The following is a 22,930-nucleotide window of genomic DNA, read 5'->3' as shown; positions in this document are numbered from 1 at the left end:
GATGGAATGCAAAAGGAAAATCAGTCCGCGGGAAGGTCCCGCTGGTCCTGGCCACCGCCCAGTGCGGCGTACAGGTTCACGGCGTCCTGCAATGCAGCGGCACGCAGCTGCAGCAGGTTCTGTTCGGCGGCGAAGTGGTTCCGCTCGGCATCCAGCACTTCCAGGTACGGGGTCAGGCCGACGTCGTAGCGGTCGTGCGCGGTCACTACCAGCGCCTGCTGCACCTCGACGGCGCGCATCTGCGCGGCGATCTGGCGGTCATTCTGCTCGGCGGCCACCAGCCCGCTGGCGACCTCGCGGAACGCGTTCTGTACGGTGGACTGGTAGGCCACTTCGCGTTCGTCGCGCCCAGCGTTGGCGCCGTCCACGCGCGCGCGCCGCGCGCCCCAGTCGAGCAGCGGCAGCACGGCGCCGGCACCGAACGACCACACCCGGTTGCTGTCCGACACCAGTCCCGACAGATCGCTGGAGGCGTATCCCCCGGCCCCGGTCAGGGCGATGATGGGAAAGTACAACGCACGCGCCACGCCGATATTGGCGTTGGCCGCGCGCAGCTGGTGTTCGGCCAGGCGCACGTCCGGGCGCGCTTCCAGCAGCGCCGACGGCAGGCCAGGATCGAGCTGGGTGAGCTGCGCGTCCGGGTCCAGCGGCAGCCCGGGCGGCATCGTTGGCGGCAGCGGCGTGCCGACCAGGAACTGCAGCAGCTGCAGTGCCTGCCCCTGGCTGCGCCGCAGCTGCGCCAACTGCAGCTCGGTCTGGGTGACCAGCGCATAGGATTGATTGAAATCGATGGACGAGGTCAGCCCGGCGTCCATGCGCAGCTGCGCCAGCTCCAGCGTTTCCTTGCGGCTGGCCAGCGAGCGCTCGGCCAGTACGATGCCTTCCTCGCTCGCCCGCACCGCGTAGTAGGTCGCCGCCACGTTGGACACCAGCGAAAGCTCGGCCGTGTTGCGCGCTTCCACGGTGGCCAGATACTGGCGCCGCGCCACTTCGTTGAGATTGGCCACGCGGCCCCAGAAGTCCAGCTCGAACGATGGAATGCCCACCTGCACCGCGTAGCTGTCCACCGTGACCCGGGGCGCGCCGTCGGCCGAGCTGAGCGGCGTGCGCAGCCGCTGCCCGGACGCACTGGCATCCAGGCCCGGCAGCCGCTGGCTGCGCTGGATACGGAACTGCGCGCGGGCCTGTTCGATGCGCGCTGCCGCGCCGGCCAGGTCGCGGTTGTAGACCAGCGCCTGGCCGATCAGGTCGCGCAGTGCCGGATCATGGAAAAAGTTCTGCCACGCGATCGTCGGTGCGGCCGCACCCGCGGCGGAACCCGGCGGAAACTGCGCAGGCACCGGTGCGTCCGGGCGTACATAGTCCGGCGCCAGGTTGCAGCCGCACAGCTGGCAGGCCACCAGCACCGCACCCGTGCACCAGAGCACGCGCCTAGCCATCGGCGCCCTCCTTCGGTACGGGTGCCGTGGATGCTGGATCGACGGTGCGGGCACGCGCGCGGCGGCGTAGCAGGAAGTAGAACAGCGGGGTGAAGAAGATGCCGAACAGGGTGGCGCTTAGCATGCTGCCCAGCACGCCGGTACCCACCGCCTGGCGGCTGGCGGCGCCGGCACCGGTGGCGATCACCAGCGGCACCATGCCCACGATGAAGGTCAGGCTGGTCATCAGGATCGGGCGAAGCCGCTGCTTTGCCGCCTGCAGGATCGCGTCCTTGACCGGCACCCCGCGCGCCTCCTCATCCAGGCCGAACTGCACGATCATGATCGCGTTCTTGGCGGCCAGGCCGATGATGGTGACCAGGCCCACCGTGAAGTACACATCGGCAGACATGCCGCGCGCCCCGGTGAACACCACGGCGCCCAGAATGCCCAGCGGCACCACCAGCAGCACGATCGCCGGCGTCACCCAGCTCTCGTACAGCGCCGCCAACAGCAGGAAGGCGACGATGAAGGCCAGGCCCAGCAGCATGCCGACCTGCCCGGCGGCCTCACGCTCCTCGCGTGCGGTGCCGGTCCACTCGTGGCGCATGCCAGGTGGCAGCACGTCGTCAGCGATGCGCTCCATCTCCTGCAGGGCCGCACCACTGGCCACGCCCGGCGCGCCCTGCCCCGACACCGTGGCCGACAGGAACCCGTTGTAGCGCTCCACCTGTTGCTCACCCACCGTCCAGCGCGTGGTGGCGAACGCGGAGAACGGCACCGACTGGCCGTTGTTGCCGATCACCCGCAGGTCGGACACATCCTCGGCACGCATGCGCTGCTCGGCGTCGCCCTGGATGAACACCCGCAGCACGTTGCCCTGGCGCACGAAGTCGTTGACGTAGGCCGAGCCGAACATGATGCCCAGCGCCTGGTTGACCTGCGACAGCTGCACGCCCAGCGCCCGCGCCTGGGTGCGGTCGATGTCCACGAACAGCTGCGGGGCGCGCGGCATGCCTTCCGGGCGCACGCCGGTGAGGCGGTCGCTGGCCGCCGCGCGGGCGGTGATGCCCATCGCCGCCGCGTTCAGGCCCGGCCCACCGATGCCGCTGCGGTCCTCGATCTTCATGCTGAAGCCCGAGGCATTGCCCAGCGACTGGATCGCCGGTGGATTGAGCGCAAATACCTGCGCCTGCGGGATGCGGGTGAAGGCCGCGCTCATGCGCGCGGCCAGTGACATGGCGCTGCGCTCACTGCCGCTGCGCTCTGCCCAGGGGTGCAGGTCGACGAAGGACATGCCGACCGCCTGGCCCTGACCGAAGAAGCTGAAGCCGATCACGGTGGCTACGTTGCGCACTTCCGGCTGCTGGCGCAGGATCGCCTCGGCCTGCTCCGCTGCCGCGCGCGTGCGGTCCATCGTCGCGCCCGGCGCGGCGTTGTAGGCCACGAAGATGTAACCCTGGTCCTCGGTGGGCAGGAAGCCGCCGGGCAGGCGCGCGTACAGTACGCCGGTGAGCAGCGTCACCCCCACGAACACGCCGATCCATAGCCAGGGCCGCAGCAGCATGCTGCCCACCCACCCGGTGTAGCGGCGGGTGCTGGTGTCCAGGCCGCTGTTGATGGCGCCGAACAGGCGGCGGCCGGGGCCGCCCTTGCCGACCTGCTCCGTGGCCGGACGCAGCATGGCACCGCAGATCGCCGGCGCCAGGGTCAGCGAGAGAATGGTGGACACCACCAGCGACACGCTCAGGGTGACCGCGAACTGGCGGTAGATGCCACCGGCCGAACCCGGGAAGAAGCCCATCGGAATGAACACCGCCAGCAGCACCAGCGTGGTGGCGATGATGGCGCCGGTGAGCTGCCCCATCGCCTTGGCGGTGGCCTCGCGCGGCGGAAGCTCCTCCTCGCGCATGATCCGCTCGACGCTCTCGACGATCACGATGGCATCGTCGTTGAGGATGCCGATGGCCACGACCATGGCGAACAGCGACAGCAGGTTGATCGACACGCCAAACGCGAGCAACCCGAGGCACGCGCCGAGCAGCGACACCGGCACCACGATGGTGGGCACGAACACCGCACGCCAGCTCTGCAGGAACAGCAGCACCACAATGGAGACCAGCACCAGCGACTGCACCATGGTGACGGCCACGCCGTTGACCGATTCGGTGATGAACGGCGTGGTGTCGAAGGGGGTGGTCCAGTGCATGCCGTCCGGGAAGCTGCCCTCCAGGTCCTTCATGCGCTGGCGCACGGCGGTGGCGGTGGACAGCGCATTGGCGCCGGTGGCCAGCGAGACCGCCAGGCCAGCCGTCTCCTGCCCATTCAAGCGCAGGTTGAACGCGTAGTTGTCGTTGCCCAGTTCCACCCGCGCCACATCGCCCAGCCGCACCGTCGCCGCCCCGGGGGTGGCGCGGATGATGACCTGGCGGAACTGCTCGGGGGTGCTGAAGCGCCCGCGCATCACGATCTGCGCGGTGGTTTCGGTGGACGGCGTGGTCGGCTGCAGGCCCAGGCCGCCGCCGGCGGTCTGCGCGTTCTGCTCGCGCACCGCGGCCATCACCTCGCCCGGCGAGATGCCGTAGCTGACCAGCTTCTCGCGGTCGAGCCAGATCCGCATCGCGTAGCTGGAGCCGAACAGCGTCACGTCGCCCACGCCGTGCACGCGGCGCAGTTCGTCGGCGATGTTGCTGTTGGCGTAGTCGCCCAGCTCGAGGGCCGAATAGCGGCCCTTGTCGGACTGCAGCGAGATCAGCATCAGGAAGCCGTTGCTGGCCTGCGTGACCCGCACCCCCATCTGCCGCACCTCATCGGGCAGGCGCGGCTCCACGCGGGCCAGGCGGTCCTGCACCTGCGAACGGGCGATGTCCAGGTCGGTGCCGCTGCGGAAGGTCACCCGGATCTGCGCGGTGCCATTGGCGCGGCTGGTGGAGGTCATGAACAGGAAATCGTCCACGCCGCTCAGCTCGTTCTCGATCACCGAGGTGACGGTGCGGTCCAGCGTCTGCGCATCGGCACCGACGAAGGTGGCCGAGATGCTCAGCGAGGGCGGCGCCACGTCCGGGTACTGCTCCACCGGCAAGGTGCTCAACGCGATGCCACCAAACAGGATGGCGAACAGCGCGATGACCCACGCCAGCACCGGCCGGTAGACGAAATAGCCACTCATGGGGCTTTGGCCTTGGCCTTTGCGTCCGTTTGCGGCTGGATCGCCACGGATTGGCCGGGCTGGATCTTGTGCCAGCCATCGACGATCACCTTGTCTCCCGGCGTCAACCCGGACTGCACCACCCAGCGCCCACCGGCCTGGCCCGCCAGGGTGACGGCGCGACGCACGGCCACGTTCTCGTCGTTGACCAGCATGACGGACGCCTCATCGTCGCCGACCTGGATGGCGCGCTCGGGCAGGCTGGTGCCATTGCGGATGCTGCCCATGGCCAGGATGCCGCGCACGAACTGACCCGGCAGCAGCCGGCCATCGGGGTTGGCGAAGCGGGCACGCAGCGTGCGGCTGCCGGTGGCCGGGTCGATGGCGGTCTCGCTGAAGTCCACCACACCCGTCTCCGGCAGGCGTTCGCCGCCCTCCAGCAGGATGGTCACCTGCACATGCTTGTCGTCACCCACGTCGATGCGGCCGTCGGCGACGCCGCGCTCCAACTCGTTCATGGCGATGTTGGAGGGGTTGAAGATGACGAATGCCGGGTCGACCTGGTCGATGCGGGTCAGCAGCGTCGCGGCGGCGGCACTGACCAGGGCGCCTTCGCTGACCTGCGCACGCCCGGTGCGCCCCTTGATCGGCGCCCGCACCGTGGCGTGGTCGAGCTGCAGCGTGGCACGGTCCACCGCCGCCTGCGCCTCCATCAGCGCGGCGTCGGCCTGGCGGAACGAGGCCTGCGCCGATTCGTACTCCTGCACGCTCACCGCCTTGCGCTGTACCAGCATGGACAACCGCGCCCGCATCGACGAGGTCTGCGCACGCGCGGCCTTTGCAGAGGCGAGTGAGGCGCGGGCCTGCTGCACGCGCGCCTGCAGATCGCGGGGGTCGATCTGGAACAGCGGCGCGTTGGCCTCAACCTCGGTGCCGTCCACATACAGCTGGCGCTCGACGATGCCGTCGGCGCGCGCACGCACCTCGGCCGAGCGGCTGGCCTCTACCCTGCCCGGCAATTCCACCAGGTTGGGCACGACCTGCGCCTTGACCACTTCCACCGCCACCAACGTCGGGGGCCGCCCGCCGCCGTCCGGCCCACTGCCGCGCCCGCAGCCCGCCGCCAGCGCAACCGCCGCCAGCAGCCATGCACGCGCCATCCACCCAATGGATTGCATCCTTCTGGCCTCCGCGGTGTCGTACGGCGGCACGGCACGGGGCCGGCCGCAGTACGAGGAAGTGTCGGTAACGCCGTGCCTAGAAAGACACCGGGTCGCGGATCAACGGACACGTCATGCAGTGCCCGCCGCCACGACCACGCCCCAGCTCGGCCCCGACGATGCTGATCACTTCGATCCCCTGCTTGCGCAGATCGGTATTGGTCTGCGTGCTGCGGTCGTAGGCGACGACAACGCCGGGCGCCATCGCCACCAGGTTGTTGCCGCTGTCCCATTGCGAACGCTCGGCCGCATAACGGTCCCCGCCCGACTCGACGATGCGCAGTTTCTTGAAGCCGAGCGCCTCGGCGACCACGTCGTTGAAGTGCTTCTTCTCGAACACGATCTCGAAGCCGGGGGCCTTGTCGCTGGGATGCAGCGACACCGTGTGGATCTGGTCGACGATACCGGGGAACACCGTCACCACATCGCGGTCGGCGAAGGTGAACACCGTGTCCAGGTGCATCGCCGAACGCAGCTTGGGCATCACCGCCACGATCACGCGCTTGGCCGCGCCGTTCTTGAACAGCGACTGCGCCAACTGGGTGATGGCCGTGCGCGAGGTGCGTTCGCTCATGCCGATCAACACCACGCCGTTGCCGGGAATCAGCACGTCGCCGCCTTCCAGCGTGGCGTTGCCATGGTCGGCCGTGGGGTCGCCGAACCAGATCGGGAAGTCGGCCTTGGCGAAATCGGGATGGAACTTGTAGATCGCCGTGGTGAGGATGGTCTCCTCGTGCCGCGCCGGCCAGTACAGCGGATTCAAGGTCACGCCCTGGTAGATCCAGCAGGTGGTGTCGCGGGTGTACAGGGTGTTCGGCAGCGGCGGCAGCAGATAGCCGACGATATCGGGCTGCGCCCGCGCCGCCTTCAGCGTCTCGCCCGCGAAATCGTCCGGCAGGTCGAACACGCTCAACCCGCCGATCAGGGTCTCGGCCAGCTGGCGTGGCGTCAGCGACTCCAGGTAGGCGCGCACCTCGGCCATGAACTCCACGCCGACCTCGTTGGCGTTGATCTGATGGTCGAGGATCCAGTTGCGTGCCTCGACATTCTCGAGGGTTTCGGCGAGCAGGTCGTGCATTTCAACCACATCCACGCCGCGTGCGCGCATCTTGGTCATGAAGTCGTAGTGATCACGTTTGGCGTTGTCGACCCAGATCACGTCATCGAACAGCAGGTCGTCCTTGTTGCGAGGCGTCAGCCGGCTATGCGCCATGCCAGGAGCACACACCATCACTTTCTTCAGGACGCCGACTTCGGAATGAACGCCATAGACAGTTGAACTGGACATTGCGGACCTCTCTTTCACGAGAATAAACAGGGAAAGCACGGCCTCCGCCTGTCGCGCGGGGGCCACCGGATGCGTCGTCGATGCGTGCAGAACTATTCCCAAAAAGGTAATGCGCACGTGAACGTCGGAATCTGGATAGTCGCTGCAAACCCCTGAAAACCCGGCGCGTCTTGCGCCTGCTCGCACCGCGACAGCTTTCACATCGCCGTTACCGGTCGCGTAGTTAATCGCTGCCTCATGGAGCAGGTTTTTTCAGCCAGGACGGCGGTCCAGTCCGCACTACCTCGCATTCATTCGATGGAGAAATACGATGAAATTTCGACATGCAGGCACCGCAACGGCGCTGCTGGCGTCTGCCCTGTTGTTGGGCGGCTGCGCCACCCACACCACCCCCAGCACGTTCAACCGCTCCGAGGTAGGCCGGGCCCAGGACGTGCAGATGGGCACGGTGCAGTCCATCCGTGGCGTGCAGATCCAGAATGACTCGCGCGGTGTGGCAACCCTGGTCGGCGCGGGCATCGGCGGCGTCGCCGGCAGCTCTATCGGCGGCGGCAGCCGGGCCAACACCATCGGCGCGATCGCCGGTGCGGCGGCCGGTGGCGCGGCGGGCAACGCCATGGCACGCGGTGCACGCAATGGGGTGGAGATCACCGTCCAGCTGGAGAACGGCCGCACCGTCGCCGTGGTACAGGACGGCAACCCGACCGACTACCGCGTGGGCGACCGCGTCCGCGTTTCCAGCGATGGCACGACGACCCGCGTCACCCGCTGACCCGGGCACGCCTTTGACGACCTGCCCCGTCCCCCGTGGACGGGCACGTCACCGCGCAGTTCAGCCCAAGGAAACGCCATGCGATCCCTGCTGATGACCCTGCTTGCCGTGGCCGCCCTGGCCGGGTGCGCCACTACGCCCTCCATGTCAACCCAGGAGCGCTTCAATCTTTACGTGCAGCACGCCGGGCCGCCGGTGCAGTCGTTCCAGCTCGCCCGTTTCGTACGCCAGACGCAATGGACGCCGCTCGGTGATCGCGCGCTGGCGGTGTGGACCAGCCAGAGCCGTGGCCATCTGCTGGAGCTGCGCGGGCGCTGCACGGGTCTGGGGATCGTACACACGGTGGAGATCACCAATTCGTTCGGCACGGTCAACGCGCGCTGGGACAGCGTGATTCCGCGCACGATGAGCGTGGCCATGCCACAGTCCTGCCGCATCATCCGGATTCGTCCCCTCGACGGCACCGCGATCCGCGACGCACGCCGCGAAATGCGCAACACGATCTACGGCAACCGTCCCGCCGACCTGGTGGAGGATACCGGGCCGGATGTCTCCGATCGCTTCGAAGACTGAGGGCTGAGCCGCCATGCCGCTGGAACGCCTACGCGGCCTTTTCCGCCGCAACGTATCGCGCAGTCTGTTCGATGCGCGATGGATCATGGCGCCCTTCTACTTCGGGCTGGTGGTGGCATTGCTGCTGCTGTTGTTCGTGTTCCTGCGTCAGCTGGCCACCTACGTAATGCACATTGCCGATCTGGGACCGTCCGACGCGGTGCTGCTGGCGCTGTCGCTGATCGACATGTCGCTGGTGGCCAACCTGCTGCTGATCGTCACCCTGGCCGGCTACGAGAACTTCGTGACCCGGATCGATTCCGGCCAGGAACGCCGCCCGGCCTGGATGGGCACCGTCGACTTCGGCGCGATGAAGACCAAGTTGATGGGATCGATCATTGCCATCTCGGCCATCGCGCTGCTGCGGATCTTCATGAAGCTGGAAGAAGGGCTGGTGGTCGACCCGGAGATATTGCGCTGGATGTCGGTCATCCACGGCATGCTGCTGCTGTCGGCGCTCATCCTGGCGATCATCGAACGCCTGTCACAGCAGACCCGGACGCCGCGGCCGCCACGCGAGCCCTGAGCGCCGCTCAGCCGCCGGCAGCGCTGCGCCGCCGTTCGATCTCCTGGCGACGCAGCGGGTCCAGCAGGTCCTGCAGGCGCCGCGTATCCACCGCGCTCCAGTCCTGCGTGCCCAGCACGGCCTGCCACCCCGCCACGTAGTGCGCGGGCGCGAATACATGCCCGTAGCCCATCGGGGTGCGGTCGGCCAGCAGCATGTCCAGCGCCAGCTGCAGCATGCTCACCAGCGGGTACCAGCGCACGGCCGGGGAGACGTCCGGCGCGCGGGGCTCGGCCATCCAGTCGGGCTGGCGCCACGCATCGTAGGGGGTGAAGAACGTGATCGGGTCACTGGCGTACTGCAGGTAGACCACCCGCATCCGCCCCCACGGCGCATCCGCGGGTACGGGCGTCCCGGTCTGGTTCATGAAACGCACCGCGCGGCTGTCACGGAACACCGGCAGCCATTCGGGTGAGCCGGCGTTGCGCTGGTCGGTGGTCTGCCGCCAGGTGCGCGTGGCGAACGGTGGCCCGCTCCACAGCGCGCCGTCGATCGGGGTGTCGATCATGTCGAACAGGTTGACCGAGCGTTCGGAGTTCATCGCCCCCAGGCTCAAGCCGTGCACGTACAGCTTTGGCCGCGCCGCCACCGGCAGCGTGCGCCAGTACGCGTACACCTCGGCGAACAGCAGCCGCGAGGTCTCCTCGCCATACTCCGGCTCGACCAGCAGCGACAGCGGACTGGACAGGTACGAGTACTGCACCGCCACGCTGGCGACGTCGCCGTGCAGCAGGTATTCAAGGCTGTCCACCGCGGCAGGGTCCACCCAGCCGGTACCGGTGGGGGTGATCACCACCAGCGTCGAACGCTCGAAGCCACCTTGCCGCTGCAGTTCGCGCAGCGCGAGGCGTGCACGGGCGCGTGCATCGCCGGCAGCCGGCAGGCCTGCGTAGACCCGGATCGGCTGCAGCGCCGGGCGGCCGGTGAACGCCGCGATCTGCGCCGCGTCCGGCCCGGCGCACACATAGTCGCGCCCTGCCCTGCCCATCTGCTCCCAGACCACCAGCGACCCAGGGCCGCCGGTGCTGCCGGGACGGGTGGGCGCTAGTGCGTCAGGCGGAATGAGCGCATCGGCCTTGCGGAACGACGCATCGGCGGCATGCAGCGCACCGCGCAGCAGCACGCCGTTGGCGATGTTGAAGAACAGCACGGCGGCGACCACCAGGCCCAGCAGCCGCGCCACCGGTGCCGGCATGATCCGCCGCGACAGCGCACCCACGCGGCGGGCCACCCAGGCGAACGCGCGCCCGACCACCAGCAGCAGCAGGAACACCAGCAAGGCGATGGTCAGCAGCCGCAGCGAGAAGCCCTCGTCCATCGGCGGCAGCCCCATCACGCCGCGCACGGAGTCCTGCCAGGGCCGTACCCACCACGCGGTCAGCGCGCACGCCAGCAGGCTCACCCAAGGCAACCAGCGCAGCACCCGCTGCAGGCGGCCGGTGCCCAGCTCGGGCAGCTGCAGACGGCGCCACAGCGCGGCCAAGCCGACGCCGATCAGGTAGCCCGCCGCGAAGCACACCCCGGAAAGCAGCCCCTGCGCGACGTAGCCGCGCGGCACCAGGCTGGGCGTGAGCGAGGCGATGAAGCACAGCGAGCCGATCACCTGCCCGGTCCGGCAGAGCGGGCCGCGATACGGCGCGGTCAGGCGGGCCAGCAGGGAGCGCAGCGGCGAATAGCCGAGCACCGCACTCACAGACGCAGCCATCCGCTGGCGAGCCCGACCACGGCGGTGGCCGCCATCGCACACAGCAGAACCAGCACCGCCCATTCCAGCGGTCGGAAGGCGATGCCGCGGTGGCGCTGCCACGCCCAGAACAGGAGCGAGCCGGGCACATACAGCAGGCTCGACAGCAGCAGGTAGCGGCTGCCGCCGGCCAGCAGCATGGCAATGGCGTAGAGCGTGGCGATGCCGGCGATCCAGCGCATCCGTGCGTGCGCCGCGACATCTGGCCCGCCCCCCGCGCCGAACGACAACTTGAGCTGGTAAGCCGCCACCAGCAGGTACGGCACCAGCGTCATCGCACTGGTCATCTTCAACGCCAGCGTAAAGGCGTAGTCGGCAAACCAGCTCACCAGCAGGAACGCCTGGATCACGCCGTTGGTCAGCCACAGCGCCGCGTCCGGCACCCCGGCGCGATTCTCGCGGGCCAGGGCGCGCGGCATGGCGTCGTTCAGCGCGGCCGAATGCAGTACCTCGGCCGCCAGCAGCGACCAGGACAGGTAGTTGCCCAGCACCGATATCAGCAGGCCCACACTGATGAACAGTCCGCCCCAGCGCCCGGCGATGGCCTGCATCACCCCGGCCATGGACGGGGTCGCCAACGCGGCCAGGTCCGGGCGCAGCAATACGCCGTACGACAGGATGGTGACCATCACCAGCAGGCAGAGCACGCCCAGGAAGCCGGCGATCGTGGCGATGCCCACGTCCTCGCGCCGGCGCGCGTGCCGCGAATACACGCTGGCACCCTCGATACCAACGAACACGAACACCGTCAGCAGCAGCGTGCCGCGGGTCTGATCCCACAAGGTGCCGATGCCGGGCGGTTCGCCGCCCCACAGGTTCAGCGCGAACACGTCGGCACGGAAGCCGATGAACAGGAACACGATGAACACCGCCAGCGGCACCAGCTTTGCCACGGTTGCGATGGTGTTGATCAGCGCGGCCTCCTTGATGCCGCGCAGGATCAGGAAGTGGAACCCCCACAGCAGCACCGACGCAGAGATGATCGCCGCGACCGTGGTGCCGTCGCCCAGGGCAGGAAAGTACTGCCCCAGCGTGGCCTTGATCAGGATGAGGCAGGCCACGTCGGCCAGGCAGCAGCCCAGCCAGTAACCGACCGCGGAAAGCAGGCCGGCGTAGTCGCCGAAGCCGGCGCGGGCGTAGGCGTAGATGCCGGTGTCGAGCTCCGGCTTCAGCCGGGACAGCGACTGGAACACGAACGCCAGCATCAGCATGCCGGTGCCCGCGATGGCCCATGCCAGCAGCGCACCGTTGACGCCGGTATTGGCGGCAAACGCCGCGGGCAGCGCGAAGATGCCCGACCCGATCATGGAGCCGACCACCAGCGCGGTCAGCTCCAGCAGCGACAGCTTGCGGCTTCCCACGGCGGGGCTCATCGCGGCTCGATCCTCATTCGGGCGGGAAACGCATCAGATCTGGATATACCCGGTCGCGATCCAGTACACGCCCACCACGGCCGCGACCACCGCCACGATCAGGATGATCCAGTCCGATGCCTTGGTGAAGATCTTCTGGCCCTGCTCATGGCGCGCCCAGAAGTACAGCAGGCTGCCGGGCGCGTACAGCACCGCCGACAGCACGATGAACTTGATGCCACCGGCATACAGCAGGAATGTGGTGTAGATCGTGGCCAGCACCGCCAGGGTAAGGTCGCGCCCGCGCTCGTTGGGCCGTTCGTTGTAGGTCTCGCCGCGCCGCGTGAGCTGCAGGCCGTAGGCGGCCACCAGCAGGAACGGAATCAGCGACATGGCACTCGTCAGGTTGAGCATCAGCGAGAACGCATCGCGTGACCAGTAGGTACTGATCACGATCAGCTGGATGATGATGTTGGTCGCCCACAGCGCCGCCGACGGCACCCCGTTGGCGTTTTCCCGCGCGAAGATCGCGGGCATGTCCTTGGTGCGTGCCGCCGCCGACAGCACCTCGGCGCAGATCAGCGACCACGCCAGGTACGCGCCCAGCACCGACACCATCAACCCGACGCTGACGAACACCGCGCCCCAATGGCCCACCACGGCTTCAAGCACGGTGGCCATGGACGGCTGGCGCATGCCGGCGATGTCGGCCCGCTCCAGCACCGCGAACGGAAGCAGGGTCACCAGCACCATCAGCGTGGTCACCACCAGGAAGCCGGTGATGGTGGCGGCGCCCACGTCCTTGCGCTCCTTGGCGTAGCGCGAGTACACGCTGGCCCCCTCGATGCCCAGGAACACGAAGACGGTGACCAGCATCGTCGCGCGGACCTGCTCGAAGATGCCGCCCTCCAGGCCACCGCCGTAGAAGTTGAACTGGAACACGTCCATCTTCATCGCGAAGGCCATGATGACCAGGAACACCACGATGGGAATCACCTTGGCGATGGTGACGATCTTGTTGATGGCGGCGGCCTGCTGCACGCCGCGCAGGATCATGAAGTGGAACAGCCAGATGCCCGCCGATGCCACCAGGATCGCCACCACGGTATTGCCGTCGCCGAAGATCGGGAAGAACGCGCCGAGCGTGGACTTGATCAGCACCCAGTACGAAACGTTGCCGATACAGCTGCCGATCCAGTAACCGAATGCGGAAAGGAAGCCCGGGTAGTTGCCGAACCCTTCCTTGGCGTAGGCGAACACGCCCGCGTCCAGGTCGGGTTTGCGTTCGGCCAGCATCTGGAAGACGCGGGCCAGCGTGTACATGCCCAGGCCGGCGATGGTCCAGGCGACGACCGCGCCCAGGGGCCCGGTAGCGCTGGCGAAGGTGCGGGGAAGGGAAAATATGCCTGCGCCGATCATGCCGCCTACCACCATGGCGGTCAGTTGCGTGCGCGTCATCTTCACGACGTTCGAGGACATGGCCAGCGTCCGCATGCAGGTTGGGCATTCAGGATGGCGAATAAATCGTAACGTCGACGTGAGATGCGGCTCAGTATTTCCCGCATATCTGCGCACTTGCGGAGCGACTATCCGATATCCGTCAAACAGCCCTGTTCATCCTGTTGCAGGCACCCCCTACTGCCCAGACAACGACCGGCAAAGCCCTGCCAGGTCGGATCCTGGACAGTGTCGGCGCCGGCGATGCTGCCGGTCGCCGTTGCGCCGGCTCAGCCGTTTGCCAGTGCGAAATCCAGTCCCGCCCGCACCGCCGCCACCTGGGCCGCGTTGCACTGTGCCGGGGTCGTGCGCGGGCTGTCCGGGTACACCTCGGTGGTGGTGGCAAAGCGCGCATGGGTGAAGCCGGCGCAGGCGCCGATCGAACGCGATTCGCCCCACACCACGCCCGGCGACTGCAGCGGCAGGCCGACCAGGTTGCCGTGCGCATCGGCCGGGGCAACGTGGGTGATCGGCGCCACTGCGTCGATCAGCGCCTTCTGGAACGCCGGTTCCGGGTTTTCGCTGTTGCCGACCACATAGAAACCGTCGGGGATGGATTCCGGCACCCACGCCTTGCCGTCGCGCGAGGCCAGTGCGGGATCGAATTCGTTGGCATCGCTGTCGGTGGTCTCATGCAGGTCCAGATGCACCAGCAACTGGTCATCGCGCGCGGCGATCCAGTTCATCAGCGAGGCGGACTCGACGATCAGGCCACCGTCACGGAAGCTGCGGTTGGGATCGAATGCATCGCGGTTCCAGCGCTGGATGCGCTCGTAGCCCCAGGGGCATACGCACGGGGCGACGATCAGATTCAGGCGACCGGCATATTCGTGGGCGTGTTCGCGCAGGAACTGCAGCGCGCCGTGCACGCCACTGGTTTCGTAGCCGTGCACGCCGCCGGTGACCAGGGCGGTCGGCAATGCAGGGTCCCAGTCGCGGCTCATGGCCAGCAACAGCGGATAGGTGTCGGTGATGGATTCGAGCTGGCCGTACTGGACCACGTCCAGCGTATTGGGCAGCGCGTTCAGTACCGCGACCACATCGGCGGCGTAATGACGCTGCACCACCTGGCGCGAGCGCCAGGCCGCGCGTTCGGTGTCGCCCCAGGGCTGGCCGGGGGTGCCGACAGGATAGAAATGGGGGGTGGTCATGACGTGCTCCTGAAACAGATGCACGTAGTGTAATTGACCGGTTGTTTGGGATGTTTGCCTTGGCCGCGGTCATGAAGGTCTGTGGGGTGGCTTCGGTTGGTCTAAACGTTGGTTGCAATGACGCAGACGGTTGGGAATCGTCTTCGGGCGCTTGTGCCACGCTGCGCGCGGTTGCCACGCATGGCGTGGCACTACGAATTGTTACGGGCCCATCGGGATTTCAATCAACCTCCGTAGAGCCACCCCATGGGTGGCTGCGTTGGGGAGCCGGTAAACCGGCTCCCCTGCCTTTTCCTTCTATCTCAAGCGGCTTGTACCTCTTCGTAGCCGTTCAGGCGCATGTCGCTCGATGCGCGGCCCTGGGTCAGCGAGCGCAGCGAGGTGGTGTAGCCCGACAACTGCGCCAACGGCGCGTAGCCCACCACCTCGGCACGGCCGCCCTGGTCCTCGATGGACGCGATGCGGCCGCTGCGGCGGTTGAGGTCGCCGACCACGTCGCCGACATTCACCGACGGCACGTGGATCTGCACTTCCATCACCGGCTCCAGCAGGCGCGTACCGGCCTGCAGCAACGCGGCTTTGACGGCCTCGCTGCCGGCGCGGTGGAAGGCCATGTCCGACGAGTCCTTGGCATGGGTCTGCCCGTCGACCAGGGTCACCTCGATACCGACCACCGGATGGCCCTTCGGCCCTTCCGACAACGCCGCACGGACGCCCTTCTCCACCGCTGCCACGAAACCGCGCGGAATCACCCCGCCCACGGTACGGTCCACGAAGTGCACCTCGCCGTCCTCGCGCGGCGTCACGTCGATCAGCACCCGGGCGAACTGGCCCTGGCCGCCGGTCTGCTTGACCACCTTGCCTTCCACCCCGCGCAACGCCTGCCGCAGGGTTTCCTGGTAGGCCACGCGCGGCGCGCCGGTGGTGACGTTGACGTTCCATTCCGTGCGCAACCGCTCGACCATCACCTCCAGGTGCAATTCGCCCATGCCCCAGACCAGGGTTTCACCGCTGTCCGGATCGGTGTCGACACGGAACGACGGATCTTCCTGGGCCAGGCTCGACAGACCCTGGCTGATCCGGATCAGGTCGGCCGACTTCTCCGCCGTCAACCGCCACGCCAACACCGCCTGCTGCGCCTGGATGGTGTCCAGCAGCAGCGGGCGTGAGGGCGCACTCAGCGTTTCACCGCTCACCGCGTCCTTCCAGCCCAGCACCGCCACGATGTCGCCGGCCACCGCCTGCTTGATGTCGTGCGTCTGGTCGGCCTGCACGCGCACCAGCCGGCTGACCCGGCGACCCTGCGCATGCTGCGAACTGGCCAACGCATCGCCGACCCGCAACGTGCCCGAGTACACCCGCACGAAGCTCAACGCACCGTGGTTCTGGTGGGTGATCTTGAACAGCAGTGCCGCCAGCGGACCGGCTGGGTCCGGCGGCAGGCTCACCTCGCCGTCCGCCGCAGCCGCCACTACCGCCGGCCGATCTTCCGGTGCCGGCAGATAATCCACCACGGCGTCCAGCAGCGTCTCGATGCCCTTGCTCTTGAACGCGGCGCCGGCCAGCACCGGCACGCCTGCACCGGCCAGCGTTGCCCGACGCAACGCAGCGCGCAGCGTGCTGGCGTCGATGTCGGCGCCGTCCAGCCACGCCTCGGCCAGCGCGTCGTCGTGATTGCCAACGGCTTCGACCAGCAGCAGCCGACGCGGCTCCCACTCGGCCCGCTCGTCGTCGGTCCACGGCGAACGCGTCGGCGTACCGGCATCGTCCCAGCGCACGGTCATGCGGTCGACCAGGTCGACCCAGCCGCTGAACTGGCTTTCGGCGCCCAACGGCACGCCCAGCGCCCATGGCCGCGCCTGCAGCTTGTCTTCAAGTTGCGCCAGCACGCGGTCGAAGGAGGCGCCGATGCGGTCCATCTTGTTGACGAACGCGATCATCGGCACCCCGTGGCGGCGCGCCTGGTGCCATACCGTCTCGGACTGCGGTTGTACGCCATCGACGGCGGAGAACACCGCCACCGCGCCGTCGAGCACACGCAGCGAGCGCTCGACCTCGATGGCGAAGTCGATATGGCCCGGGGTGTCGATCAGGGTGAGGTGATGGATGGCCTCGCCACGCGGCGCCCAATGCGCCTGCACGGCTGCTGCGCCGATGGTGATGCCGCGCTCGCGCTCGATCGCCGAAAAGTCGGTGGTCGCTGCGCCATCGTGGACTTCGCCGACGCGATGGATCTCGCCGGTTTTCCACAGCAGGCGTTCGGTAAGGGTGGTCTTGCCGGCGTCGATATGGGCAATGATGCCGAGGTTGCGACGAAGGTTCTGGGTCTGGGTGTTCATGATTTGGATCTCGCTGCCAACATCAGGGAGCCGCACGCCGCCGTTGGCTAACGGGCGTGCGGCCAGGTTTGGGGCTCGGCGATCTGGTGCATGGCACGTTCTCCTTCATGCGGTTGTGCAACGGTGGGCCGTGAAGCCCGGAAACGAAAAGAGCGCCCGATGGGCGCTCTGTCTGGGGTCCTGCGGTGATCGGTATCGATCAGCCGCCAGAGGAGCCGCGAGGCAGACGCGCCCGTCCCGCGAAAGCGCGGGTAAGGGTAAAAAACGTCAGGAGCGGCATCGAGTTCATGGCGGTGGTTGAGAGGATCTGCGGCGAATTCTAGACCTCTTATCGTCGCTTGCAAGCGGTTTTGCGCCACACAGATGGAACACTGACGGCCACCGCCGACGAAAACCCACACCTGGAGCAACAAACCCTGCCCGTTCCAGTCTCGTATATGCGAATAGGTCGCAATTGCATTGCGCCCGAAAGTCCCTAGAATACCCAGCCAACGTCGCTTCGCGACAACAACGACGCTGGCAGTGGCCCGGGCCACGTGCGGTTGGCCAGCGCCAACGTTCTTTTGGTACCGGATCCCCCATGACTGCCTTCCCCGTTTCGCCCCGCCGGTTGCGCCCCAACCTGCTCGCTCTCGCCTGCTGCATCGCCAGCGCCACCGCGGCACCGGCCGTCCTCGCGCAGAACGCCACTGCGCTGGATGCCGTACAGGTCAACGCCTACCGCGCCGCCAACAGCACCAGCGGCGCCACCAAGACCAGCACCAGCATCGCGGAAACGCCCCAATCCGTCGCCGTGATCGAACGCGCCGAACTGGATGCGCGTGGCGTGCAGTCGCTCAACGACGCCATGCGCTATTTGGCGGGTGTGAGCCTGGAAAGCAGTGGTATCGACAACCGCGTGGATGACTTCCGGATCCGCGGTTTCGATGCGGGCAGCTGGGCCAACAACGTAACCCTGGATGGCATGCGCGCACCGCAGGGCAGCCAGTGGAACCGCAGCATGTTCGACAGTTGGAACCTCGAGCGGGTCGAAGTGCTCAAGGGCCCTTCCGCCGTGATGTACGGCCAGGTCGCACCCGGTGGCATGGTCAACCAGGTCAGCAAGACCCCCACCCCGGACCAGCAGCAGCTGCTGCGACTGGGCGTGGATGCCAACGGCCAGTACAACGCCGCGTTCGACGTCGGCACCGGCACCGCCGACAACGCCCATCTCCTGCGGCTGGTCGGCCTGTATCGCGACGGCGATACCCAGATCAAGCACACCGCGCAGGAACACTGGTTCCTGGCGCCCAGCTACACCTGGCAGATCGCCGAACGCACCCGCCTGACCCTGCTCGGCATGTACCAGAAGGACAACGGCGGCTCGACCTACCAGTTCCTGCCCATGGCCGGCACCCTCAACGCCACGCCCTACGGCCACATGAAGAACAGCACCTTCATCGGCCAGCCGGACTGGAACACCTTCGACCGCACCCTGTGGACCGCCGGCTGGATGTTCGAACACCAGTTCAACGACCATCTCACCCTGACCCAGAACGCACGCCGCACCCACGTCGATTCGCTCTACCGCGGTGTAGTGACCTTCGGCGCGCTCAACGCCGACGGCCGCACCCAGAACCGCCGCGGCGTACAGGGCACCGGCGATTCCGACGGCGACACCTTCGACACCCGCCTGCAGGCGCGCTTCAGCACCGGTGCCGTCGACCACACCGTCCTGCTCGGCTGGGACTGGCAGCGGGCGGACTGGGAAGGCGTGCGCAGCGCGATGACCAACCCGCGCGCCATCGACATCTTCGACCCGGTCTACTCCCCCTACCAGCCCACCGTCACCACCGAAACACCCACCGCCGGCATCAACCGGCAGAGCGGCGTGTACCTGCAGGACCAGCTGGCCGCCGGCAACTGGCGGCTGACCCTGGGCGGTCGTTACGACTGGACCAAGGACGATACCCTGAGCGCCACCCGCAACATCGCCACCGGCATCTCCCAGCCGGGTGCGCACAGCGTGATCAAGAACGAAGCGTTCACCGGCCGCGCGGGCGTGCTGTACGTGTTCGAGAACGGCCTCACCCCGTACGTCAGCTACGCCGAATCCTTCCAGCCCTCCACCAAATCGCCACTGGACAGCTTCACTCAGACCGCGTTCGACCCGGTCACCGGTTCGCAATGGGAGGCCGGCCTGAAGTATCAGCCGGCCAGCGTTGACGGCCTCGTGACCCTGGCCGTGTACGACCTGCGCCAGGAGAACATGATCGTCGACGACCCCGTCGCCAGCCATCGCAACTGCGGCGCCACCGGCACCGCCACCTGCTCCATCCAGGGCGATGAGGGCCGCGTGCGCGGCATTGAACTGGAAGGCCGCATCACCCCCATCGATGGCCTGAGCCTGATCGGCGCTGCCTCGCGCATGGACTCCGAAATGCTGGAATCAGCGGCATACAGGGGAAAGCAGCTGGCCATGGTGCCCGACTACAGCGCCTCGTTCTGGGCCGACTACACCTTCCAGGCCGGCGCGTTGCGTGGCCTAAGCCTGGCTGCGGGCGCGCGCTACAACGGCGTCAGCTACGGCGACAGCGCCAACCTGTACCGCATTCCGTCCTACACCCTGTTCGACGCCGCCCTGCGCTATGACCTCGGCCAGCACGGCAACACCCATGTACAGCTGGCGCTCAACGCCAGCAACCTGGCGGACAAGCGGTATGTGTCGACCTGCACCGGTGTGTCGTCGTGCTATTACGGCAGCGGCCGTACCGTGACGGCCACGGCCACCTTCGGCTGGTAATCCGCGCGCGTAGTGCCACGCCATGCGTGGCAACCAAGCAGTGCCGAACGAAAGCCCGTAGTGCCACGCCATGCGTGGCAACCAAGGAGCAGCAGCCGACTAACAGTCGGCTCTACCCAGTCGGCGATAGCCAGACGGCGTTACAACGCCGGGTCAGCCACCACCACCAGCGGTACGTTGCGCTGCGGATGTCGCAGCACCAGCACCGGCTGCTGGTATACGCGCTCGATGTGCTCGCGCGTCAACACCTCGTCCGGCGTGCCATCGGCCGCCACCCTGCCCTGCTCCAGCAGCACGATACGGTCCGCATAGCCTGCGGCCAGGTTGAGGTCGTGCACCACCACGATCACGCACGCGCCCGCATCGGCCAGCCCGCGTACCGCGCGCAGCGTGCGCTCCTGGTGGCGAAGGTCCAGCGCCGCCGTCGGCTCGTCCAGCAGCAGCAACGGCGTGTCCTGTGCAAGCACCCGCGCGAACGTTGCCCGTGCTGCCTCGCCACCGGACAGCGTCTGCACCTCGCGCTGGCGCAGCGCGTGCATCTCTGCCTGGCCAAGCGCGTGTTCGACCAGCGCCGCATCACGCGTCGCATCGGCCGGATGCGGCAGCCTCCCCATCGCCACCACTTCTTCCACCGTGAAGGCAAAACGCACCGCATGGTCCTGCGGCATTACCGCGCGCTCGCGTGCCAGCAGCATCGCTTTCCACTGCGCGATGGGCCGGTCGTGCAGCACCACCCTGCCGGCATCGGCCACCACATCGCCACTGGCCACCGCCAGCAGCGTCGACTTGCCTGCCCCGTTCGGCCCCACCAACGCCGTCAGCGTCCCAGGCACGAAACCCAGATGGATGTCATGAAGGATGTCGCGCTCTCCATAGCGCACCCCCACTCCGTCCAGCTGAAGAAAGGGTGCCGTCATACCGCACCACGCCGGCGCTGGTGCAGCACCAGCCACAGGAAGAACGGCGCCCCCAACGCCGCCGAGAACAGCCCCAGCGGAATCTCCGCGGGCGGATCCAGCGTACGTGCCGCCGTATCGGCCACCACGATCAACAATGCACCGGTCACCGCCGACACCGGCAGCAACCAGCGGTGCCCCGGCCCCACGAGCATCCGCACCACGTGCGGCACCACCAGCCCCACGAAACCGATCGAGCCGGCAAACGCCACCGCCGCCCCGACCAGGAGCGCACTGAACGCAATCAGCTTCAGCCGCGTGCGGCGCACATCCAGCCCCAGGTGCTGCGCCTGGCGCTCCCCGAGCGCCAGCATGTCCAGCGGCGTCGCCAGCCGCAGCAGCGCGAACGTGCCCAGAACGAACACCGGCAACGCCGCCGCCACGTCCGCCCAATCCGCCTGCGCGAGTGATCCCATCTGCCAGAACACCAGCGACTGCAGCTCGCTCTCGCTCGCAATGTAGGTCAGGAACCCGATCGCCGCCGAACAAAATGCCGCCATCGCGATCCCCACCAGCAGCAGCGTCGCCGTGCCGCCGTTGCGCCCGGGCCGCGCCAGCGCATAGGTCAGGCTGATCGCCGCCGCGCCCCCGGCGAACGCCGCCAGCGGCAGGGTCAAGCCACCCACGCTGCCCGCACCGAGCACGATCGCCGCCACCGCGCCGAGCGCCGCCCCCTGCGTCACCCCCACGATGCCCGGATCGGCCAGCGGATTGCCGAACAGGCCCTGCAGGCTCGCCCCGGCCATCGCCAGCGACGCCCCCACCAACGCGCCCAACAGCGCCCGCGGAATGCGCAGGTTCCAGACCACCGCCATATCGCGCTGGCTCACCTGCGACGGATCCAGCATCCCCAGCTTGACCGCCATCGCCTGCACCACCTCCAGCGGCGGCAAGCGCAGCGGCCCGACCGCGAACGAGGCCAGGATTGCGCCCAGCAGTGCCAGTGCCATCATCCCCAGCACCCAGCCACCTGCGCGGCGCCTGTTGCGCGCCCTCACTGCCGCCCCCTCACGGCGTCGGCAGCGCCGCCAGCGCCGTCGCCAACACCACCGCACCGCTGCCCGAGCCGACACTGGCCGACTTCAGCTGCACGTCCGGCATCACCCACACCCGGTTGGCCGCGCCCGCCGGCGTCTGCTTCAGCGTCGGGTAGGCCTTCCACAGCCCCGCCTCGCCGCCGAACAGCTGCAGATCGTTCTCCGTCACCAGGATCACCTCCGGTGCCGCCGCCACCACGCCTTCGTTGCTCAGCGCGGAGTAATTGGCCACGCCCGCTTCGGTGCCGATGTTGACGCCACCGGCGAGTGCGATCAGTGCACCGGACGCACTGTCGGCGCCGGCCACTGTGGGCGCGCCGCCGGCACCGGTCGCCGAAAGATGGATCACGCGCGGATGGCGTGTGCTGGCGGCCGCAATCGCCGCCGCCTCATCCAGCTGCGCCTGCACCTTCGTCGCCAGCGCCTCACCCGCCGCCGCGACACCCAGTGCCGCGGCCACCTTGCGCACCTTGTCCGGCGCCGGCTGCAGATCATCAATCACGACCGCCGCCTCGCCCGCACCGCGCAGCTTCTTCGCGAGTTCGGTGTGGCGGCGCAGGCTGTTGCCGAGGAACAGCGAGCCTTCCAGGCTGAGCACGCCCTCCACGCCGGTGGTACGGTTGAACAGGAACTGCTTCGGCGCCTTGCGGCCGGCCTCGGTGGCCGAGCGCATCGGTGCCGCATACACCTGCCCGCCCATGCCCAATGCCTCGATCACCGCGATCACATCGTCGCCACCGGCCACGATCCGCGCGGTATCGGTGACGGTGACCTGCTCGCCATCGTCGGAGCGCACCGTCACCGGCAGCACCGGCGTCAGGCCCGTGCTGGCGGGCACATCGGTGCCGACCAGATGCAGCCAGCCCTGTGGCAACGCCGCGGGAGTGGATCCCGCCGCAGCAGCCGGCGCATCAACCGCGGCACCGGGCGCAACTTCATCGGCGGGCTTGCCACCACAGCCGGCGAGCACACCCGCCAAGGCCAGCACGAGCACGCTCCGGTGTGCGGACGAAAGACTCAACATAAAACCTCTCCACTGGCGCGCGCGC

General features: G+C 68.0%; 16 protein-coding genes. 4 read left to right on the top strand and 12 right to left on the bottom strand.

Annotation, left to right across the window (positions count from 1 at the left end; genetic code table 11):
- Positions 1–20 precede the first annotated feature (20 nt).
- The 4 genes from ACOZHM_RS00250 to arcA form a co-directional block, all read right to left on the bottom strand.
- A complete protein-coding gene (locus ACOZHM_RS00250; protein ID WP_421566922.1) occupies positions 21–1,439 on the bottom strand; it encodes an efflux transporter outer membrane subunit in 1,419 nt (472 codons plus the stop codon).
- The gene (locus tag ACOZHM_RS00245) at positions 1,432–4,587 is read right to left on the bottom strand and encodes a multidrug efflux RND transporter permease subunit (RefSeq protein WP_421566920.1); all 3,156 of its coding nucleotides are present in this window, start codon (positions 4,585–4,587) and stop codon (positions 1,432–1,434) included. The genes ACOZHM_RS00250 and ACOZHM_RS00245 overlap by 8 nt, the downstream gene beginning before the upstream one ends.
- On the bottom strand, positions 4,584–5,744 hold the full coding sequence (locus ACOZHM_RS00240) for an efflux RND transporter periplasmic adaptor subunit (RefSeq protein ID WP_421566918.1): 1,161 nt from the start codon (positions 5,742–5,744) through the stop codon (positions 4,584–4,586). The genes ACOZHM_RS00245 and ACOZHM_RS00240 overlap by 4 nt, the downstream gene beginning before the upstream one ends.
- Positions 5,745–5,823: 79 nt before the next feature.
- Positions 5,824–7,074: an arginine deiminase gene (gene arcA / locus ACOZHM_RS00235; RefSeq protein ID WP_421566916.1), complete on the bottom strand. Its 1,251-nt coding sequence runs from the start codon at positions 7,072–7,074 to the stop codon at positions 5,824–5,826.
- Positions 7,075–7,384: 310 nt separating this feature from the next.
- Here arcA and ACOZHM_RS00230 point away from each other — a divergent pair, with 310 nt between their 5' ends.
- The 3 genes from ACOZHM_RS00230 (at position 7,385) to ACOZHM_RS00220 (ending at position 8,984) form a co-directional block, all read left to right on the top strand.
- Positions 7,385–7,846 carry a glycine zipper 2TM domain-containing protein gene (locus ACOZHM_RS00230; RefSeq protein ID WP_421566914.1) on the top strand — a complete coding sequence of 154 codons (462 nt, stop codon included), beginning with the start codon at positions 7,385–7,387 and terminating at the stop codon, positions 7,844–7,846.
- A gap of 78 nt (positions 7,847–7,924) precedes the next feature.
- Positions 7,925–8,419, top strand: coding sequence for a DUF6491 family protein (locus ACOZHM_RS00225; RefSeq protein WP_421566912.1), 495 nt, complete (start codon positions 7,925–7,927; stop codon positions 8,417–8,419).
- A gap of 13 nt (positions 8,420–8,432) precedes the next feature.
- Positions 8,433–8,984 (top strand): TIGR00645 family protein, encoded by a 552-nt coding sequence (locus tag ACOZHM_RS00220; protein ID WP_421566910.1) that lies wholly within the window; start codon positions 8,433–8,435, stop codon positions 8,982–8,984.
- A gap of 7 nt (positions 8,985–8,991) precedes the next feature.
- Here ACOZHM_RS00220 and ACOZHM_RS00215 read toward each other — a convergent pair whose 3' ends face one another.
- The 5 genes from ACOZHM_RS00215 to fusA form a co-directional block, all read right to left on the bottom strand.
- Positions 8,992–10,728 carry an alpha/beta hydrolase gene (locus ACOZHM_RS00215; protein WP_421566908.1) on the bottom strand — a complete coding sequence of 579 codons (1,737 nt, stop codon included), beginning with the start codon at positions 10,726–10,728 and terminating at the stop codon, positions 8,992–8,994.
- Complete coding sequence (locus ACOZHM_RS00210) at positions 10,713–12,140, bottom strand: basic amino acid/polyamine antiporter (RefSeq protein ID WP_421566906.1); 1,428 nt, start codon at positions 12,138–12,140, stop codon at positions 10,713–10,715. Before ACOZHM_RS00210 ends, ACOZHM_RS00215 begins: the two co-directional genes overlap by 16 nt.
- A gap of 33 nt (positions 12,141–12,173) precedes the next feature.
- On the bottom strand, positions 12,174–13,598 hold the full coding sequence (locus ACOZHM_RS00205) for a basic amino acid/polyamine antiporter (RefSeq protein ID WP_421566904.1): 1,425 nt from the start codon (positions 13,596–13,598) through the stop codon (positions 12,174–12,176).
- A 248-nt stretch (positions 13,599–13,846) separates the two neighbouring features.
- Complete coding sequence (locus ACOZHM_RS00200) at positions 13,847–14,767, bottom strand: peptidase (RefSeq protein WP_421566902.1); 921 nt, start codon at positions 14,765–14,767, stop codon at positions 13,847–13,849.
- A 302-nt stretch (positions 14,768–15,069) separates the two neighbouring features.
- Positions 15,070–17,106: an elongation factor G gene (fusA, locus tag ACOZHM_RS00195; protein WP_421566900.1), complete on the bottom strand. Its 2,037-nt coding sequence runs from the start codon at positions 17,104–17,106 to the stop codon at positions 15,070–15,072.
- A gap of 580 nt (positions 17,107–17,686) precedes the next feature.
- Here fusA and ACOZHM_RS00190 point away from each other — a divergent pair.
- Positions 17,687–19,888: a TonB-dependent siderophore receptor gene (locus ACOZHM_RS00190; protein WP_421566898.1), complete on the top strand. Its 2,202-nt coding sequence runs from the start codon at positions 17,687–17,689 to the stop codon at positions 19,886–19,888.
- Positions 19,889–20,028: 140 nt separating this feature from the next.
- Here the strand turns inward: ACOZHM_RS00190 and ACOZHM_RS00185 are convergent, their stop codons facing one another.
- From ACOZHM_RS00185 to ACOZHM_RS00175, 3 genes are read right to left on the bottom strand one after another with little or no spacing between them, the layout of a single operon-like run.
- Entirely contained in the window at positions 20,029–20,805 is a 777-nt protein-coding gene (locus ACOZHM_RS00185; protein ID WP_421566896.1) for a heme ABC transporter ATP-binding protein, read from the bottom strand.
- Positions 20,802–21,794 carry a FecCD family ABC transporter permease gene (locus ACOZHM_RS00180; protein ID WP_421566894.1) on the bottom strand — a complete coding sequence of 331 codons (993 nt, stop codon included), beginning with the start codon at positions 21,792–21,794 and terminating at the stop codon, positions 20,802–20,804. Before ACOZHM_RS00180 ends, ACOZHM_RS00185 begins: the two co-directional genes overlap by 4 nt.
- Positions 21,795–21,852: 58 nt before the next feature.
- Complete coding sequence (locus ACOZHM_RS00175; RefSeq protein ID WP_421566892.1) at positions 21,853–22,905, bottom strand: heme/hemin ABC transporter substrate-binding protein; 1,053 nt, start codon at positions 22,903–22,905, stop codon at positions 21,853–21,855.
- Positions 22,906–22,930: the final 25 nt, after the last annotated feature.

The organism is Stenotrophomonas sp. PD6, assembly GCF_049199305.1.
GTDB lineage: Bacteria > Pseudomonadota > Gammaproteobacteria > Xanthomonadales > Xanthomonadaceae > Stenotrophomonas.
This window is presented reverse-complemented; position numbering and strand designations above follow the sequence as displayed.

What these genes read in the sequence shown, in the direction of transcription:
- ACOZHM_RS00250 (WP_421566922.1), bottom strand. Translation starts at nt 1,439, where the DNA reads ATGGCTAGGCGCGTGCTCTGGTGCACGGGTGCGGTGCTGGTGGCCTGC.
- ACOZHM_RS00245 (WP_421566920.1), bottom strand. Translation starts at nt 4,587, where the DNA reads ATGAGTGGCTATTTCGTCTACCGGCCGGTGCTGGCGTGGGTCATCGCG.
- ACOZHM_RS00240 (WP_421566918.1), bottom strand. Translation starts at nt 5,744, where the DNA reads ATGCAATCCATTGGGTGGATGGCGCGTGCATGGCTGCTGGCGGCGGTT.
- arcA (WP_421566916.1), bottom strand. Translation starts at nt 7,074, where the DNA reads ATGTCCAGTTCAACTGTCTATGGCGTTCATTCCGAAGTCGGCGTCCTG.
- ACOZHM_RS00230 (WP_421566914.1), top strand. Translation starts at nt 7,385, where the DNA reads ATGAAATTTCGACATGCAGGCACCGCAACGGCGCTGCTGGCGTCTGCC.
- ACOZHM_RS00225 (WP_421566912.1), top strand. Translation starts at nt 7,925, where the DNA reads ATGCGATCCCTGCTGATGACCCTGCTTGCCGTGGCCGCCCTGGCCGGG.
- ACOZHM_RS00220 (WP_421566910.1), top strand. Translation starts at nt 8,433, where the DNA reads ATGCCGCTGGAACGCCTACGCGGCCTTTTCCGCCGCAACGTATCGCGC.
- ACOZHM_RS00215 (WP_421566908.1), bottom strand. Translation starts at nt 10,728, where the DNA reads ATGGCTGCGTCTGTGAGTGCGGTGCTCGGCTATTCGCCGCTGCGCTCC.
- ACOZHM_RS00210 (WP_421566906.1), bottom strand. Translation starts at nt 12,140, where the DNA reads ATGAGCCCCGCCGTGGGAAGCCGCAAGCTGTCGCTGCTGGAGCTGACC.
- ACOZHM_RS00205 (WP_421566904.1), bottom strand. Translation starts at nt 13,598, where the DNA reads ATGTCCTCGAACGTCGTGAAGATGACGCGCACGCAACTGACCGCCATG.
- ACOZHM_RS00200 (WP_421566902.1), bottom strand. Translation starts at nt 14,767, where the DNA reads ATGACCACCCCCCATTTCTATCCTGTCGGCACCCCCGGCCAGCCCTGG.
- fusA (WP_421566900.1), bottom strand. Translation starts at nt 17,106, where the DNA reads ATGAACACCCAGACCCAGAACCTTCGTCGCAACCTCGGCATCATTGCC.
- ACOZHM_RS00190 (WP_421566898.1), top strand. Translation starts at nt 17,687, where the DNA reads ATGACTGCCTTCCCCGTTTCGCCCCGCCGGTTGCGCCCCAACCTGCTC.
- ACOZHM_RS00185 (WP_421566896.1), bottom strand. Translation starts at nt 20,805, where the DNA reads ATGACGGCACCCTTTCTTCAGCTGGACGGAGTGGGGGTGCGCTATGGA.
- ACOZHM_RS00180 (WP_421566894.1), bottom strand. Translation starts at nt 21,794, where the DNA reads ATGGCACTGGCACTGCTGGGCGCAATCCTGGCCTCGTTCGCGGTCGGG.
- ACOZHM_RS00175 (WP_421566892.1), bottom strand. Translation starts at nt 22,905, where the DNA reads ATGTTGAGTCTTTCGTCCGCACACCGGAGCGTGCTCGTGCTGGCCTTG.